This is a genomic window from Sedimentitalea todarodis (assembly GCF_032595355.1).
GTDB classification, from domain to species: domain Bacteria; phylum Pseudomonadota; class Alphaproteobacteria; order Rhodobacterales; family Rhodobacteraceae; genus Sedimentitalea; species Sedimentitalea todarodis.
The window spans coordinates 100,913-115,590 of record NZ_JASMWN010000001.1 but is presented as its reverse complement, the minus strand read 5'-3'; the positions used below and the strand labels follow the sequence as shown (position 1 = coordinate 115,590).

Here is a 14,678-nt window from a genome sequence, read left to right as displayed (position 1 = left end):
GGCTGACTGATGGCAAACCTCAAGGTTCTCAAAAACAGGATCGCGAGTGTCAAAAGCACTCGCAAGATCACCAAGGCCATGCAAATGGTTGCCGCGGCGAAGCTTCGCCGCGCGCAGGAGAGTGCCGAACAGTCACGTCCCTACACGGAGCGGTTCAATGCCGTCATGGGACAACTGGCTGCGTCGGTTGGCGGATCTGATTCCGCGCCCAAGCTGCTGAGCGGCACGGGCAGTGATCAGGTTCACCTGCTGATCGTCATGACCGCCGAGCGCGGTCTGTGCGGCGGCTTCAACGGCAACATCGCGAAACTGGCACGGGCCAAGGCGCAGGAACTGCAGAGGGCTGGTAAAACCGTCAAGATCCTGACCGTCGGCAAAAAGGGCCGGGATCAATTGAAGCGTGACCTGAAGGACAACTTCGTCGGTCACGTGGACCTGACCGAGATCAAACGTGTTGCCTATTCCGACGCTCAGGGGATCGCCAAGGATGTTCTGGCACGGTTCGATGCGGGTGAATTCGACGTTGCAACGATCTTCTATTCGGGCTTCGTCAACGTTGTCACCCAGGTCCCGACCGCGCAACAGATCATTCCTGCGGATTTCGACGCGCCCGAAGATGGGGCAAACGGCACGGTTTACGACTATGAACCGGACGAACAGTCGATTCTCGCCGATCTGCTGCCACGTGGCGTGGCGACCCAAATCTTTGCGGCTCTGCTCGAAAATGGCGCCAGCGAACAGGGCGCGCGGATGTCCGCGATGGACAACGCGACCCGGAACGCGGGTGAAATGATCGACAAACTGACCATTCAGTACAACCGTTCGCGTCAGGCTGTGATCACCAACGAGCTCATCGAAATTATCTCGGGCGCGGAAGCGCTCTAAAGAACCGGAGACAAACACATGGCAAACGCAAAAGGCAAAGTGACCCAGGTCATCGGCGCCGTCGTGGACGTTCAGTTCGACGACCAGCTGCCCGAAATCCTGAACGCCCTGGAAACCGACAACAATGGCAACCGCCTGATCCTCGAGGTTGCGCAGCACCTCGGCGAAAACACCGTGCGGACCGTTGCTATGGATGCAACCGAGGGCCTGGTTCGTGGCGCCGAAGTCACCGACCTGGGCGAGCCGATTTCGGTTCCCGTCGGCACCGCCACCCTGGGCCGCATCATGAACGTGATCGGCGAACCCGTGGACGAAAAAGGCCCGGTCAATGCGACCGCCCGCCGTTCTATTCACCAGGAAGCGCCAGATTTTGCGGACCAGGCCACAGAGTCTGAAGTTCTGACCACCGGTATCAAGGTGATCGACTTGCTGGCGCCCTACGCCAAGGGTGGCAAGATTGGCCTGTTCGGCGGTGCCGGTGTTGGCAAGACGGTTCTCATCATGGAACTGATCAACAACATCGCCAAGGTGCACTCGGGTGTGTCTGTGTTCGCCGGCGTGGGTGAACGGACCCGTGAAGGCAACGACCTGTACCACGAGATGATCGAGTCGGGCGTTATCGTCCCGGACAATCTGGAAGAAAGCAAGATCGCGCTGGTCTACGGCCAGATGAACGAGCCTCCGGGAGCCCGTATGCGGGTTGCCCTGTCCGGCCTGACCCTGGCCGAGCAGTTCCGCGATGAGACCGGTGCTGACGTTCTGTTCTTCGTGGACAACATCTTCCGTTTTACCCAGGCCGGTTCCGAAGTGTCCGCCCTTCTGGGTCGTATCCCCTCTGCCGTGGGCTACCAGCCGACGCTGGCCACCGACATGGGCGCGATGCAGGAGCGCATCACCTCGACCAAGGCCGGCTCGATCACCTCGGTTCAGGCCGTGTACGTGCCCGCGGACGACTTGACCGACCCCGCGCCGGCAACATCGTTTGCGCACCTCGATGCGACCACCGTTCTTGACCGTGCGATTTCGGAACTGGGCATCTACCCGGCCGTGGATCCGCTGGCATCGACCTCGCGTCTGCTAGACCCGTCGGTTGTTGGCGAAGAGCACTACAAGGTCGCCACCGATGTGCAGGAAACGCTTCAGCGCTACAAATCGCTGCAGGACATCATCGCCATTCTCGGCATGGATGAACTCAGCGAAGAGGACAAGCTGACCGTGGCCCGCGCCCGGAAAATCCAGCGTTTCCTCTCGCAGCCGTTCGACGTTGCCCAGGTCTTCACCGGTTCGCCCGGTGTGCAGGTTCCGCTTGACGACACCATCGCCTCGTTCAAGGCGGTTGTGGCCGGCGAGTATGACCACCTGCCCGAAGGTGCGTTCTATATGGTCGGTGGCATCGATGAAGTTCTGGCCAAAGCCGAGCGTATGGCCGCAGACGCAGCCTGAGGAGCAGCCTGATGGCAGATACAATGCAATTCGACCTGGTCAGCCCCGAGCGAAGCCTCGCTTCGCTCGAGGTGACCTCGGTCCTGATCCCGGGTGCGGACGGGGATTTGACGGCGATGCCGGATCATGCCCCTGTCATCACCACCCTGCGCCCCGGCGTGCTGCGGATCGACGGACCCGCCGGGCAGGCGGAATACCTGGTTTCCGGCGGCTTTGCCGAGATCAACGCGACCAGCCTGTCGGTGCTTGCCGAAAAGGCGATGCCGATCGGTGAAGTGACCCGGGCCCAGATCGACGAGATGATCGAAGAAGCCCGCGCCACGCATGAAGCGGCCAAGGAAACCTTCAAGAACGAGCCCGGCCCCGTGGACGACGCAGCCAAGATGCTGGCGGACATGGTTGCTCTGGGTGATCACATCAACGTCTGATCCGGCTCAGCCAGTCCCTGAAGATTTAGAACCGGCCTTTTTGGGGCCGGTTTTTCATTGCCTGTTCTTGCCGCGCCTTTGCCCATCAAACGCCCATCAATCGCCTAGCAATCGAGCGAATTCGCGGATAATTATTGCAGTCTCAAACACCAGAGTCCCAGATTGGCCGTATGAAACGACTTGAATCACATCCGCTTGGCATAGATCAGGGCGATGTCGTGCTGTTTTCCGATTTCGAAGACGATGGCGAAATGTGGGCAGGTAGCGGCCCCCGCGAATGCCGCAGGCACGTTGAATTCAGCCAGGCCTACCGCGAAGCCCCAGTCGTACAGGTGTCTGTCTCGCTGTGGGATGTGAAAACAACGACAGCTTTCCGTGCCGAGGTGGTGGCGCGCGAAGTGACGGCACAAGGCTTTGATATCGTGTTCAGAACCTGGGCCGATACCCGCATTGCCCGCATCCGTGCCGCCTGGACTGCAATCGGTGCGCTTCCCCACGGGGACGACTGGGAACTTTACTGACCCGCAAGACGCGGTCAGGCGGCAGAGTAGAGCGACTCATAGATCGGGGTCAGTGTCGCATCCTCAAACAGCGATGACACCGATGTGCCGTTCCAGATGTTCAGGATCGCTTGCGCAAACACCGGCGCGGTGGGAACGATGCGGATGTTCTTTGCCGCAAGTACGGCTTCGCTCGGCTGAATCGTATCGGTCAAGACCAACGACTTCATGACCGAGTTGGTGACGCGTTCGACCGCAGGCCCGCTCATCACCCCATGTGTAATATAGGAATGCACCTCGCGCGCGCCGTTTTGCAACAGGACTTCGGCCGCTTTGCACAAGGTTCCGGCCGTATCGCACATGTCGTCAACGATCAGGCAGATCTTGTCTTCGACATTGCCGATCACCGTCATTTCGGCGATTTCACCGGGCTTTTCACGCCGCTTGTCCACGATCGCCAGCGGTGAGTTGATGCGCTTGGCCAATTCCCTCGCCCGCGCCACGCCGCCGACATCGGGCGACACCACCATCAGGTCACTCATCTGATCCTTGAAATGGGTCTTGATATCCAGCGCAAAGACCGGCGACGCATAGAGGTTATCCACCGGAATGTCGAAAAATCCCTGTATCTGCGCGGCGTGCAGATCCATGGTCAGAACCCGCTCGATCCCGGTGCCGACCATCATGTTGGCGACCAGCTTGGCCGAAATAGGCGTACGCGCCTTGGTGCGACGGTCCTGACGGGCATAGCCGAAATACGGCAAAATCGCCGTCACGCGCGCCGCACTCGATCGGCGCAGCGCGTCCGCCATGATCAACAGTTCCATCAGGTTGTCATTCGCCGGATTCGACGTCGACTGGATGATAAACATATCCTCGCCGCGGACGTTCTCGTAGACTTCGACAAAGATCTCGCCGTCGTTGAACCGTTCGACCCGCGCATCCACAAGTCCGGTGTGGATTCCCCTGTGCATCGTCATCCGCTTTGCGATCCCGGTGGCCAGGGGGAGGTTGGAATTTCCGGCGATCAGCTTTGGTTCGGTCGACTGAGGCATATCATGGGTTCCCGGAGGGTTAGGCAATTGTGACAGATTCGTGATGTTGACACCGCTTAGCATGGCCTTACCGTCCCGCAAAGAAATAGCCGGAGAGAATTCAGCAGATGGCCAACATTGATTACTTCTTTGCGACAATATCGCCGTTCACCTACCTGGCCGATGATCGGCTTGAACAGAGTGCCGCCCGGCATGGCGCATCCATCACCTACAAGCCGCTGGATCTCATGGCATTGTTTGGCCGCACCGGCGGAATCGCCCCGAAGGACCGGCACCCCTCGCGCATGCAGTATCGCAGCCAGGACCTTGTGCGGCAGGCAAAACGCCTGAATATGCCGTTCAATCTGAAACCCGCGCATTTTCCGACCAACATGGCCCCGTCTTCCTACGCAATCATCGCAGCGCAGGCAGCGGGCGGTGGTGATGTCGGGGCCTTGGTCCGATCCGTTCTGCGCGCCTGTTGGGTCGAGGAAAAGGATATCGCCCAGGATGACGTGGTTCGTGACTGCCTCAGTGGTGCCGGGTTTGATCCGGCGCTGGCGGATAGCGGATTGTTGCAGGGGGCCGAAACCTATGCCGCCAATCTTGAAGACGCAGTCGAGAAAGGCGTTTTCGGAGCGCCCTTCTATGTCACGGCGGATGGAGAGCGCTTCTGGGGACAGGACCGGCTTGACGATCTGGACGCGCATCTGACGACCAGTCGCCCGTGACGGTCACAACCACCGATCCGGACACAGTGTACAGCCGATGCTTTGGACATGGCGCCCGGCGCGTGCTGGCCTTGCATTGCACCATAGCGCACTCCGGCGCATGGCGGGGTGTCACCAAGTTGATGGAGAAGGAAGCGACTTTTGTTGCCCCCGACATGTTTTCACATGGGCGCAGTCCAGATTGGGATGGCAAGGGCGATTTTCCCGACCTCATGAACCAGGCGGTTGCGAGGCTTTTGGACAGCCCCATGGATGTGGTCGGCCATTCCTTCGGCGCGCTGATCGGTCTGCGCCTTGCCGTTGAACACCCGCATCTGGTGCGGACGCTGACTCTGATCGAACCGGTGTTTTTTGCCGTTGCCGCGCAGGATGCACCCGATCTCGTGGCCCGGCAATCACAAGGGGTTCGCCCGGTGTTCGAGGCACTGGAGGCCGGAGATTCGGCCCTTGCTGCGCGCCTGTTCAATCGAGCCTGGGGGGATGGCGGAACGCGATGGCCCGATCTGCGCGAGGAAACCCGCGCGGCCATGACACGGGGTATTCATATCCTCCCGGCGAGCAATTCTGCGATCTATGACGACCGGCCCGGTCTGCTCCGTCCCGGCGTTCTGCAAGCGTTGAAGATGCCCGTGCTCTTGATTCGTGGAAGTCGAACCGAAGAGATCATCACTGCCGTGAATGACGGACTCGCCCGGCGGATACCGCACGCGCAGTCCGATGTCGTCCAGGGTGCAGGGCACATGTTGCCGATCACCCATCCAGACGAAACCGCGGCCCATCTGCGGCGGCACTTTGCACAGGTCACAGAATAGAGCGTTCGTCAGCTGTTCAACACATTCAGAAACTGGTCGATCCGGGCATTGCTGATCGACCAGTCACAGACCAGTCGCGCGGTGAGCATCTCTTGAGGATCATCCCCGTCCAGAGCGCCATCCCAGAGGTGATAGACCGCACCGGCATCATGCAACCGCTGATGCACGGCACGGGGTATGGCGGCAAAGATCATATTGGCGTCCGGCGCATGTGCAAACTCGGCCCCTGCAGCGCGCAGACCTGCCGCCAGCCGGTCGCAGGCGGCGTTCGCCGCACGGGCGGATATCAGCCACAGATCATCTGTCAAATAGGCCGCCATCTGCGCCGCCAGATAGCGACCCTTGGAAAACAGATGCCCGCCCCGCTTGCGGCGAAGTTCAAACTCCCACGCTCTATCGGGGTCAAAAAAAAGCACTGCCTCGACGCCGAGCAGCCCGTTCTTGGTCCCCCCGAAGGAAAGCGCATCTACCCCAGCCCGCCAAGACATGTCGGCAGGCGAACAGCTCAGCCGAACCAACGCATTGGCAAACCGTGCTCCATCCAGATGCACCGGCAGGTCGTGCTTTCGCGCAACAGAGGTCAGGCTGCGCAACTCGTCCAGTGAATAGACCGATCCCCGCTCGGTCACCTGGGTGATCGACACCGGCCCGCATTGCGGCCCATGCACGCCGCGCGTATTTTCCTTGGCAATTGTCGCGGCCAAGGCTGCTGACGTCATCTTGTCCCCGCCAGGCACCAGCGTCAGCTTGGCTCCGCCGGAAAAGAACTCGGGTGCGTTGCATTCGTCCTCGTGGATATGCGCAACCGGAGAGCAGAACACGGTCTGAAAGGGTTGGCACAAGGTCGCCAGCGCCAACGCATTCGCCGCCGTTCCTGTCGCCACCAGATACACCGCCGCTTGCGGGGCTTCGAAAAGCTCGCGAATCCGCTCCTGCACCTGAAGCGTCAGCGGGTCGTCCCCATAACCCATGGCATAACCGGCATTGGCCTCGCTCAACGCGGCCAGCACCTGTGGGTGGACAGGGCCGGAATTGTCAGACGCAAAGAACATCAGATCGGCTCCTCGATAATATGATCTTCCCAATCATCCTCGGGAATCTCGAATTCCGGCACTGTCCAGCCTTGAACCGATACACCGGCGTCATGCACCGACTGCGCGGTGCCGGAAAGCAGCGGATGCCAATCGTATAGCGGCTTGCCTTCCCAAAGCAGCCGGTAGGCGCAGGTCTGCGGCATCCAATAGGCGTGGCTGTCCAGGTTGTCGGGTTTCAGCACAATACACTCCGGCACGAACTGATGCCGGATTTCATATTGCGCACACCGGCAGTTGGCATCATCCAGCAACCTGCACGCCACGCGGGTCAGCGCCACATCGCCGGTGTCTTCGTCTTCGAGCTTGTTCAGACAGCATTTGCCGCAGCCGTCGCACAAGGCCTCCCATTCCTGCTGGTTCAGCTTGCGCAACGGCTTGCGTTCCCAGAATCGAGGCGCGAGGCCCGCGCGGTCAATCGGATCGCTCATATGGCCGCCAGGATGTCATGTGCACGGGTGCAATCGGATTTCATTTGGGCAATCAGACCCTCAAGTCCGTCAAATTTCTGTTCCGGCCGCAGATAGTCGACCAGTCCAACAGACAAGGTCGCTCCGTAAATATCACCGGTAAAATCAAACAGGTAGGTTTCAAGGTTTGGCTGGTTCTTGCCAAACATCGGCCGCACGCCCAGCGACGCCACACCGTGATAGCTCCCGGCATGCGGACCATCGACCACGTCAACCAGCACCGCATAGACCCCGAAGGCGGGCGGGTGAATACCGGCGATCGACATGTTGGCCGTCGGAAAACCAAGCTCCCTGCCGCGTTGCTCGCCGGTGATCACCTCGCCCTCGATCCGATGCCAGTGCCCCAGCATCGCCGCCGCATCCCGTGGGCGACCTTCGCCTAGCGCGGTTCGGATCGCGGTGGACGAAACAGTCCGGTCCGCGCTTTCAAGCAGTGGGGCGATGGTGACGCCAAAGCCCATTTCCTTGCCATGGCGCACCAGGTCCGCTGCAGTCCCTGCCCGGCCTTGGCCAAAGCAGAAATCATCTCCCACGACGACGTGTTTCAGGCCGAAACCGTCCCGGATCACATTGCGGGAAAACGCGTCGGGGCTGAGCGCGGCCAACGACGCGTTGAAGGCCAGCTCATACAGGCGCTCGACACCCAGCTTTGCAAGGCGGCTGGTCCGTGCCTCGCGCCCCATCAGACGAAAGGGCGGCGCGTCGGGAGCAAAGAATTCGCGGGGATGTGGTTCAAATGTCAGCACGCCCAAAGGCGCGTCCGGGGCAGCCCGCCGGGCAATATCGATCACCGTCTGGTGGCCCAGATGGACACCGTCAAAGTTGCCAATCGCGACGCTTGCGCCGCGATCCGCTGCCTGGACAAATTGATAGTCACGCACGATCCGCATTTGCGTTGCGTAGCGGGCAATGCGTCTGCGCGCAAGTGGGCCGGTGGCCTAGTCGAACTTGCGGCTCGGGGCCATCACCATCGCCTCGCCGATCAGCACCTTCTTGCCATCCACGGCGCAATGGCAATCCAGTTTGACCCGGCGCTTGCCCATGTCGATATCAATCACCTTGACCTCGGCATAGACCGTGTCGCCCGGACGAACCGGCGCAAGGAACTTCAGCGACTGGCCCATATACACCGTACCATGGCCCGGAAGCTGCTCGCCGATCACCGCTGAAATCAGCCCGGCGGTCAGCATCCCGTGCGCGATGCGCCCTTCAAAGATGGTATCCCGCGCATAGTCATCATCCAGATGCACCGGGTTCCGGTCGGTCGATACCTGTGCGAACATCTCGATATCTTCATCGGTCACAACCTTGCGCAGGTGGCGCGACATGCCCATCTCGATATCTTCGATACAGATCGTGCCACGGGGCAAATTGTCTAACATGGGGTCCTCGTTCGTCATCGGCTCAGTAATTTTTGATCAACATTCGACCACAGGTCGTAACTTTATTACTTTGCAGACGCAGAAAGTCAAATCTTATTCAGGTCAGCGCAACTTACCAATCGCATAGGTCGGAGTGACCTGTTCCCCTTGCAAATAGGTCGCCAAAGCCTCTTTTTCGGGCTGGTGCGACGTTTTGGTCTCTGCCGCGGCGAGACCACCAGTAATGAACAGGGAATCGATATCTTCGCCCATCGCCCCAAGAATATCGGTTCGAATTCCATCACCAATGGCCAGAATCGACGAATCGGGAACCAGCCGATCCAGTTCGGCCAGCCGCCGCCGGGCGAGATCGTAGATCGGCGGATGCGGCTTGCCAAAATAGAGACTCTCTCCGCCCATCTCGGTATACAACTGCGCCAGCGCTCCTGCGCACCATTCGCGCACCTCTCCGCGATCCACCACGATATCCGGATTTGCGCAGAGCAGTTTCATCCCCTTTTGCTTGGCATAGAGAAATTCCGGGCGATTCACCGATGGATCGGCCTGCGGATCGAACGGTCCGCAACAGACGATGCCTTCGGCCTGATCCAGCGGCACGCGTGTGATATCCATCGGGTCTTCCACTACACGGATCGGCTCAAAAAAGCCCGCATCGCGCTCTTCTTCGCCCATGAACCAGACCTTGTTGCCAACAATACCGCGATACATCGCCGACCGCGCGCTGTCGCCGGAGGAGGCAATGCTGTCCCATGCGTCGTCCGGAACGCCGAATGTCCCGAGTTGATCACGCACCCCTGCGCGCGGTTTGGGCGAATTGGTCACAAGCACGACCGCACCGCCGGACTGACGATAGGCCTGCAATGCGGCCACCGCTTCGGGAAGCGCCGTTACACCATCATGAACACAGCCCCAAAGGTCTACGAACAAGGCCTTGTAACGGTCGGAAACGTCGCTGAGCGTCGAAATGATCTGGGTCATGGTGTCCTCATGGCTTTGGGTTGAACGTGACCGCCCGCCGCCGGAACCGCAAGCCGGAAACCGCTGCGATCTCGTCGCACGGCTGAATGAACTCGCCTGTTGTGGGCAGGCGTCTGGTTGACGCCATCGGCGCAATTTGACCGCGCAGTTTGGATATGGCCGCCGATGGGGCCACGGTTCTGCGTGATGATCAGATGCTCTCTTGCTTGCCAAGAACACGGGCCTTGGCCCATCGCCAAATCGGGGTTTGCGATACAAAGATCAGGATGACAGCGATGAACAGCACCAGCGACAGCGGGCTGGTGAGAATGCCTTCAAAGAACCGCCCCAGATCCTCGCGCTCTGAAATGATTGCGCGACGCCAGTTGTCGTCCAGAAGCCGCGACAGGATCACCCCCAGAATCACCGGCCCCAATGGATAGCCATAGTGGCGCATGAAGTAGCCAAAGACCCCAAAACCGAGCATCCAGTAAACGTCCGTGATCGAGTTGTTCACCGCATATGCCCCCACAATGGACAACAGGAAGATCAGCGGGATCAGCACCGAACGCGGCATCTCGACGATCTTGGTGAACAGTTTGATGCCCGTCAGCCCGAACAGCAGCATAAAGCAATTGGCCATGACCAGCGCGCCCACGATAAACCAGAACATGTCCGGTTGATCGATCATCAGCATCGGTCCGGGATTCAGCCCGTGGATGAACAGGGCACCGATCATGATGGCGGTGACCGCATCACCGGGAATGCCAAGGGTCATCATCGGGATAAACGCTCCGCCAACGGCGGCATTGTTGGCGGTTTCAGGCGCAACCAGCCCTTCCATCGCGCCGGTTCCAAAGGGCCGGTCGGGATTTTTTGTCACACGTTTGGCATGGTCATAGGCCATCAACGCCGCGATATCGCCGCCAGTGCCGGGCAACGCACCGATGATCACGCCGATGGACGAGGTCTGAAGCGACAGCGGCAGGTACTTCCTGATCGTGGCAAAGGACGGCACGATCCGGTCAATCTTTTGCCGAACGGCGTCCTTGTTCACATGGTGCAGCTGCGTCAGCGCCTCGGACACACCAAACATCCCGATCATCACCGCAATAAAGGAAATCCCGCCTTGCATCAGTTGGAAGTCAAAGGTGAACCGCTCTGTAAAGGTCAGCGGATCGCGACCCACGGCACCGATGGCGATCCCCAGCGCACCGGCGAAAATGCCCTTGACCAGACTGCCCGTTGAAAGTGAGCCGACAAGGAGAATACCGAGCACTGCCAACAACATGTAGTCACGCGGTTGGAACCTGAGCGCGAAGTCGGAGACAAACGGTGCCGCGAGTGCCAGGACTCCAATGCCGACGAATCCGCCAAGGAACGACATCACCGTGGTGACGCCGATCGCCGTCCCTGCCTCGCCACGTTTGGCCATTGGATAGCCGTCAAGCGCCGTGGCAATCGCCGAAGGGGCACCGGGGATGTTCAGCAGGATCGCCGTGCGCGAACCGCCGTAGACTCCGCCCATGTAGATCCCGATCATCAGCGAAATCGCGGGATAGACATCCCAGGAAAAGGTGAACGAGATCAGGATCGACACGGCCATCGTGACCGAAAGGCCCGGAATCGCGCCCACATAAACACCGGCAAATGTCCCAAGCCCCACCAGCATCAGCAGTTGTGGATGCGTGAAGACGGTCAGAAAATCGAGAAACACAGTCATTTAGTGGCTCCGCCACTGAACATGACGCGAAAAATCTGGATGAACTCGGCCTCCGGGACGATGCCCGAGGGCATCAGAACGGAAAACACGATGCGGAAGATCAGCCAGATCAGCAAGAGGCTGCCAAGCGAGATCAGGATGGTCCAGCCCCAGCCTCTCCTGGCCAGAACCTTGATCGCAACCACCAGAAACAGCGCTGAAGTCGGCAGGAAGCCAAGCGGTTTCAGCAAGACGCCGTAGATCACCAGCAAGACCGTGAACAGCACCACGGTCAGGGGCAGAATATCGCGACGCAGCGTTTCATTCGGCGTGAGTGGCAGACGCGCTGTGCGCAAGACCACGATCAGGCTTGTGATCACCATCACCACGGTCGTCGCCATCGGGATCGCTCCGGGTGACGACAAGGCCTCGAAACCGGCTATGCCATAGGCATTCCAAAAAAGGCCGCAGCTTGCGATCAGCAGGAACAGTCCGAAAGCCAGTTCGCCGGGGCGGCGACAGTCCCCATAGCCGCCGGGGGCCGCATCGGACGTGCCATCATGGTGCTCCGTTTCAATCCTGTCCATCCATTCCCCGATGCGCCGTCCGCCGGCACCCGCCAATTGAAAACGCCGCGCTTCGGCCGGAAACGCGGCGTTCCCTGTCCAGGGCGGCATGCGTGGCCGCCTGTCAGGTGTTATTCGCCCGGGCGTGAAATTCCGAACTCTTCAGGCGACGCCTTGGTCAGTCCGGCGTCATGCATCAACCATGCCGTTCCCTGCTGCCATTTCGACAGAAACGCTGTTGCCTCGTCCCCCGAAATGCCCATCAACGTGAAACCCCGGCCTTCCATCAGGTCGACGAATTCCGGGTTCTTCGCGCCCTCGGCATAGGCGGCGGACAGCTTGGCAACCACATCATCCGGCGTGCCATTGGGTACGAATACGCCAAAGAATGGCCCCCAAGGCACGTAGGTTTCATAGCTTTCGTTGAACGTGGTGACCGCTGCGGTGTCGGGCAGGTATTCACTCTTGGACGTATCAAACACCGCAAGTGGCTTCATGTTCCCGGCGCGGATACCTTCGATGGCAATGCCCAGAACAGCCGGCATCACATCAACTGCGCCACCTTGCAGCGCGGTCAGCGCCGGGCCATCACCGTCATAGGGAACCGCAATAACGTCCAGTTCGCCTTCAACGCTGCTGATCATCGCGGTGATCACCGACGGCAGGCCGCCGGGACCGGTCGCGCCGAAACGCACCTCGCCGGGATTGGCCCTGATATGTTCCATCATACCCGCATAATCGTCAAAGGGCGCATCCTTGTTGGCCACCAGAATCGGTGTTCCGCGCGCCAGAATGCTGATAGGAATGAAATCGCCATAGTCCTTGTCGCCAAGACCCATGACCTTGTAGAGCATGGGGTTTTCCGCGCCCATCATCAGGGTATAGCCGTCAGCCGCGCTGTCCGCGACGTGGTTGAGCGCAATCGCTCCGACCGCTCCGGTCATGTTCTGCATGACAATCGTGCCGCCCAAAGCCTCTTCGGCATGGGGCGTAACCGAGCGCATTACGGTATCGGTAGAGCCTCCCGCACCCCATTGAATGATACCCTGGATTTCCTTGCTTGGGTAATCATCGGCGAGCGCGCCGGTCATGCCAAACGCAATGGCGGACATAGCGCCAAGAACGACATTCTTCATCTGGTCCCTCCCTGAAGACAAAATGGACAGCATCGCAATCAAACCATCCATTGCCAAGACTGTGACCCGAGGGCGAGGGAACGTCAAATACTCGCGTTCTCTCATTCCGGTTGAATCAGGATTGCAAAGCGAACAGACGAGATTGTGAAGGCGCCAAAGTACCGATCTGGCACGTCTCGCGTTTGACCCGGCGTATCCAACATCCCCTAACGCATTGAAATCCATGATTTCAGGGCGCGTTCGGTGATGTTGGTTCAACACGAAAGGTTATGGCGACCGCCTCTTCACACACTGACGTCATGGTGTCTTGGTACTGAATGACTGATACATCAAGAAAGCACCCTGACCAGATGCGCTCCTACCCGCCTGCGTCATCGAGGTGCTGTTCAGGTGTCGGCCTCGTAGGCCTCGATGATCGCAGCGACGAGCGGATGCCGTACCACGTCCTTTGACGTGAAATAGTTGAAACTGATCTTGGGAACCGTCTTTAGCAACCGTTCTGCATCGGCAAGGCCCGATGGCACGCCACGCGGCAGATCCACCTGGCTGCGATCACCTGTAATGACCATCCGGCTGCCTTCGCCTAGGCGGGTCAGGAACATCTTCATTTGCATCGCCGTGGCGTTTTGCGCCTCGTCCAGAACCACAAAGGCATTGGCCAGCGTGCGCCCACGCATGAAGGCCAGCGGCGCGATCTCGATCCGCTTGTCCTCGATCAGCTTGGCCAATTGCTTGTCCGGCAGAAAATCATTCAGCGCGTCATAAAGCGGCTGCATGTAGGGGTCGACCTTGTCCTTCATATCACCGGGCAGATAACCGAGCTTTTCACCCGCCTCGACCGCCGGGCGCGACAGGATGATCCGATCGACCTCGCCGCCAATGAACATCGACACGCCCACCGCAACCGCGAGATAGGTCTTGCCGGTGCCCGCAGGGCCGATCCCGAAGGCCATTTCGTTTTCAAACAACGAAAGAACATAGTCCTTCTGGGCAGCAGTGCGCGGCTCGACCAGTTTCTTGCGGGTTTTGATTTCGACCTTGCCACCGCGAAACATCTCGAGTTGGTCACCGTCGCGGCTGCCCGTGTCTTCGTCCGAGCCACCCATGCGAAACTCGCGGTCAATGTCACCGGTTTCCACCTCGCGCCCGCTCTCGAGCCGCGCGTATAGCGATGTCAGCACATCAGACGCCTGTTTCTGGCTGTCAGCATCCCCCAGGATCGAGAGCTGGTTGCCCCGGCGTACGATCTGTACGCCTGTCTTGGCTTCGATATCGACGAGGTTGCGATCATGTTCCCCGCAAAGGTCGATCAGCAGACGATTGTCCGGAAATTCGATCAGCACCTCGGGAGGTGTCGTATCGGTCGTGGGCGGGGTCAGGGCACTTGTGGCCAATCAGTTCTCCTCGTTTGCCGCTCTGGCAGTTCTCTTCAAACGTGCCAAGTTCCGTGCGCCCATGCAAGCGATTGCGCGTGAATTTCATGCAATTGTAACATCCGACCGGTGCGTCGCACACGACCTGGGCAGAAAAGGTACTTCCGT

Annotated in this window: 16 protein-coding genes; 6 read left to right on the top strand and 10 right to left on the bottom strand. The window is 59.6% G+C overall.

Features of this window, described 5'->3' with window-relative positions:
- Positions 1 to 9 precede the first annotated feature (9 nt).
- The 4 genes from QO231_RS00545 to QO231_RS00530 all read left to right on the top strand — a co-directional run bounded on the left by QO231_RS00545 (position 10) and on the right by QO231_RS00530 (position 3,277).
- Positions 10 to 885 (top strand): F0F1 ATP synthase subunit gamma, encoded by an 876-nt coding sequence (locus QO231_RS00545; RefSeq protein WP_316771979.1) that lies wholly within the window; start codon positions 10 to 12, stop codon positions 883 to 885.
- A gap of 18 nt (positions 886 to 903) precedes the next feature.
- Entirely contained in the window at positions 904 to 2,328 is a 1,425-nt protein-coding gene (atpD, locus tag QO231_RS00540) for a F0F1 ATP synthase subunit beta (protein WP_316771976.1), read from the top strand.
- Between the two features lie 11 nt (positions 2,329 to 2,339).
- On the top strand, positions 2,340 to 2,756 hold the full coding sequence (locus QO231_RS00535) for a F0F1 ATP synthase subunit epsilon (RefSeq protein ID WP_316771973.1): 417 nt from the start codon (positions 2,340 to 2,342) through the stop codon (positions 2,754 to 2,756).
- 170 nt (positions 2,757 to 2,926) lie between these two features.
- Complete coding sequence (locus QO231_RS00530; protein ID WP_316771970.1) at positions 2,927 to 3,277, top strand: H-type lectin domain-containing protein; 351 nt, start codon at positions 2,927 to 2,929, stop codon at positions 3,275 to 3,277.
- Positions 3,278 to 3,291: 14 nt separating this feature from the next.
- Here QO231_RS00530 and QO231_RS00525 read toward each other — a convergent pair whose 3' ends face one another.
- Positions 3,292 to 4,311, bottom strand: a complete 1,020-nt coding sequence (locus tag QO231_RS00525) for a ribose-phosphate pyrophosphokinase (protein WP_316771967.1) — start codon at positions 4,309 to 4,311, stop codon at positions 3,292 to 3,294.
- Between the two features lie 107 nt (positions 4,312 to 4,418).
- Between QO231_RS00525 and QO231_RS00520 the strand changes: the two genes are divergently transcribed.
- Together QO231_RS00520 and QO231_RS00515 are read left to right on the top strand one after the other, a co-directional pair.
- Entirely contained in the window at positions 4,419 to 5,021 is a 603-nt protein-coding gene (locus QO231_RS00520; RefSeq protein ID WP_316771964.1) for a 2-hydroxychromene-2-carboxylate isomerase, read from the top strand.
- Positions 5,018 to 5,833, top strand: coding sequence for an alpha/beta fold hydrolase (locus QO231_RS00515; RefSeq protein ID WP_316771960.1), 816 nt, complete (start codon positions 5,018 to 5,020; stop codon positions 5,831 to 5,833). The genes QO231_RS00520 and QO231_RS00515 overlap by 4 nt, the downstream gene beginning before the upstream one ends.
- Before the next feature lie 8 nt (positions 5,834 to 5,841).
- On the opposite strand, the gene QO231_RS00510 is transcribed toward QO231_RS00515, so the two are convergent.
- The 9 genes from QO231_RS00510 to QO231_RS00470 form a co-directional block, all read right to left on the bottom strand.
- On the bottom strand, positions 5,842 to 6,885 hold the full coding sequence (locus QO231_RS00510; RefSeq protein ID WP_316771957.1) for a threonine aldolase family protein: 1,044 nt from the start codon (positions 6,883 to 6,885) through the stop codon (positions 5,842 to 5,844).
- A complete protein-coding gene (locus tag QO231_RS00505) occupies positions 6,885 to 7,355 on the bottom strand; it encodes a YcgN family cysteine cluster protein (protein ID WP_316771954.1) in 471 nt (156 codons plus the stop codon). Before QO231_RS00505 ends, QO231_RS00510 begins: the two co-directional genes overlap by 1 nt.
- Positions 7,352 to 8,284, bottom strand: coding sequence for a bifunctional riboflavin kinase/FAD synthetase (locus tag QO231_RS00500; protein ID WP_316771950.1), 933 nt, complete (start codon positions 8,282 to 8,284; stop codon positions 7,352 to 7,354). Before QO231_RS00500 ends, QO231_RS00505 begins: the two co-directional genes overlap by 4 nt.
- Positions 8,285 to 8,332: 48 nt before the next feature.
- The gene (locus QO231_RS00495; RefSeq protein ID WP_316771947.1) at positions 8,333 to 8,776 is read right to left on the bottom strand and encodes a MaoC family dehydratase; all 444 of its coding nucleotides are present in this window, start codon (positions 8,774 to 8,776) and stop codon (positions 8,333 to 8,335) included.
- Between the two features lie 102 nt (positions 8,777 to 8,878).
- Entirely contained in the window at positions 8,879 to 9,754 is an 876-nt protein-coding gene (locus QO231_RS00490; RefSeq protein ID WP_316771944.1) for a TIGR01459 family HAD-type hydrolase, read from the bottom strand.
- A 190-nt stretch (positions 9,755 to 9,944) separates the two neighbouring features.
- Positions 9,945 to 11,456, bottom strand: a complete 1,512-nt coding sequence (locus QO231_RS00485) for a tripartite tricarboxylate transporter permease (RefSeq protein ID WP_316771941.1) — start codon at positions 11,454 to 11,456, stop codon at positions 9,945 to 9,947.
- Positions 11,453 to 12,112 (bottom strand): tripartite tricarboxylate transporter TctB family protein, encoded by a 660-nt coding sequence (locus QO231_RS00480; RefSeq protein WP_316771938.1) that lies wholly within the window; start codon positions 12,110 to 12,112, stop codon positions 11,453 to 11,455. The genes QO231_RS00485 and QO231_RS00480 overlap by 4 nt, the downstream gene beginning before the upstream one ends.
- Before the next feature lie 20 nt (positions 12,113 to 12,132).
- Positions 12,133 to 13,137, bottom strand: coding sequence for a Bug family tripartite tricarboxylate transporter substrate binding protein (locus QO231_RS00475; protein ID WP_316771935.1), 1,005 nt, complete (start codon positions 13,135 to 13,137; stop codon positions 12,133 to 12,135).
- Positions 13,138 to 13,523: 386 nt separating this feature from the next.
- Positions 13,524 to 14,531, bottom strand: coding sequence for a PhoH family protein (locus QO231_RS00470; protein ID WP_316771932.1), 1,008 nt, complete (start codon positions 14,529 to 14,531; stop codon positions 13,524 to 13,526).
- Positions 14,532 to 14,678 lie beyond the last annotated feature (147 nt).

What these genes read in the sequence shown, in the direction of transcription:
- QO231_RS00530 (WP_316771970.1), top strand. Translation starts at nt 2,927, where the DNA reads ATGAAACGACTTGAATCACATCCGCTTGGCATAGATCAGGGCGATGTC.
- QO231_RS00510 (WP_316771957.1), bottom strand. Translation starts at nt 6,885, where the DNA reads ATGTTCTTTGCGTCTGACAATTCCGGCCCTGTCCACCCACAGGTGCTG.
- QO231_RS00475 (WP_316771935.1), bottom strand. Translation starts at nt 13,137, where the DNA reads ATGAAGAATGTCGTTCTTGGCGCTATGTCCGCCATTGCGTTTGGCATG.
- QO231_RS00495 (WP_316771947.1), bottom strand. Translation starts at nt 8,776, where the DNA reads ATGTTAGACAATTTGCCCCGTGGCACGATCTGTATCGAAGATATCGAG.
- QO231_RS00505 (WP_316771954.1), bottom strand. Translation starts at nt 7,355, where the DNA reads ATGAGCGATCCGATTGACCGCGCGGGCCTCGCGCCTCGATTCTGGGAA.
- QO231_RS00535 (WP_316771973.1), top strand. Translation starts at nt 2,340, where the DNA reads ATGGCAGATACAATGCAATTCGACCTGGTCAGCCCCGAGCGAAGCCTC.
- QO231_RS00500 (WP_316771950.1), bottom strand. Translation starts at nt 8,284, where the DNA reads ATGCGGATCGTGCGTGACTATCAATTTGTCCAGGCAGCGGATCGCGGC.
- QO231_RS00545 (WP_316771979.1), top strand. Translation starts at nt 10, where the DNA reads ATGGCAAACCTCAAGGTTCTCAAAAACAGGATCGCGAGTGTCAAAAGC.
- QO231_RS00480 (WP_316771938.1), bottom strand. Translation starts at nt 12,112, where the DNA reads ATGCCGCCCTGGACAGGGAACGCCGCGTTTCCGGCCGAAGCGCGGCGT.
- QO231_RS00520 (WP_316771964.1), top strand. Translation starts at nt 4,419, where the DNA reads ATGGCCAACATTGATTACTTCTTTGCGACAATATCGCCGTTCACCTAC.
- QO231_RS00485 (WP_316771941.1), bottom strand. Translation starts at nt 11,456, where the DNA reads ATGACTGTGTTTCTCGATTTTCTGACCGTCTTCACGCATCCACAACTG.
- QO231_RS00490 (WP_316771944.1), bottom strand. Translation starts at nt 9,754, where the DNA reads ATGACCCAGATCATTTCGACGCTCAGCGACGTTTCCGACCGTTACAAG.
- QO231_RS00525 (WP_316771967.1), bottom strand. Translation starts at nt 4,311, where the DNA reads ATGCCTCAGTCGACCGAACCAAAGCTGATCGCCGGAAATTCCAACCTC.
- atpD (WP_316771976.1), top strand. Translation starts at nt 904, where the DNA reads ATGGCAAACGCAAAAGGCAAAGTGACCCAGGTCATCGGCGCCGTCGTG.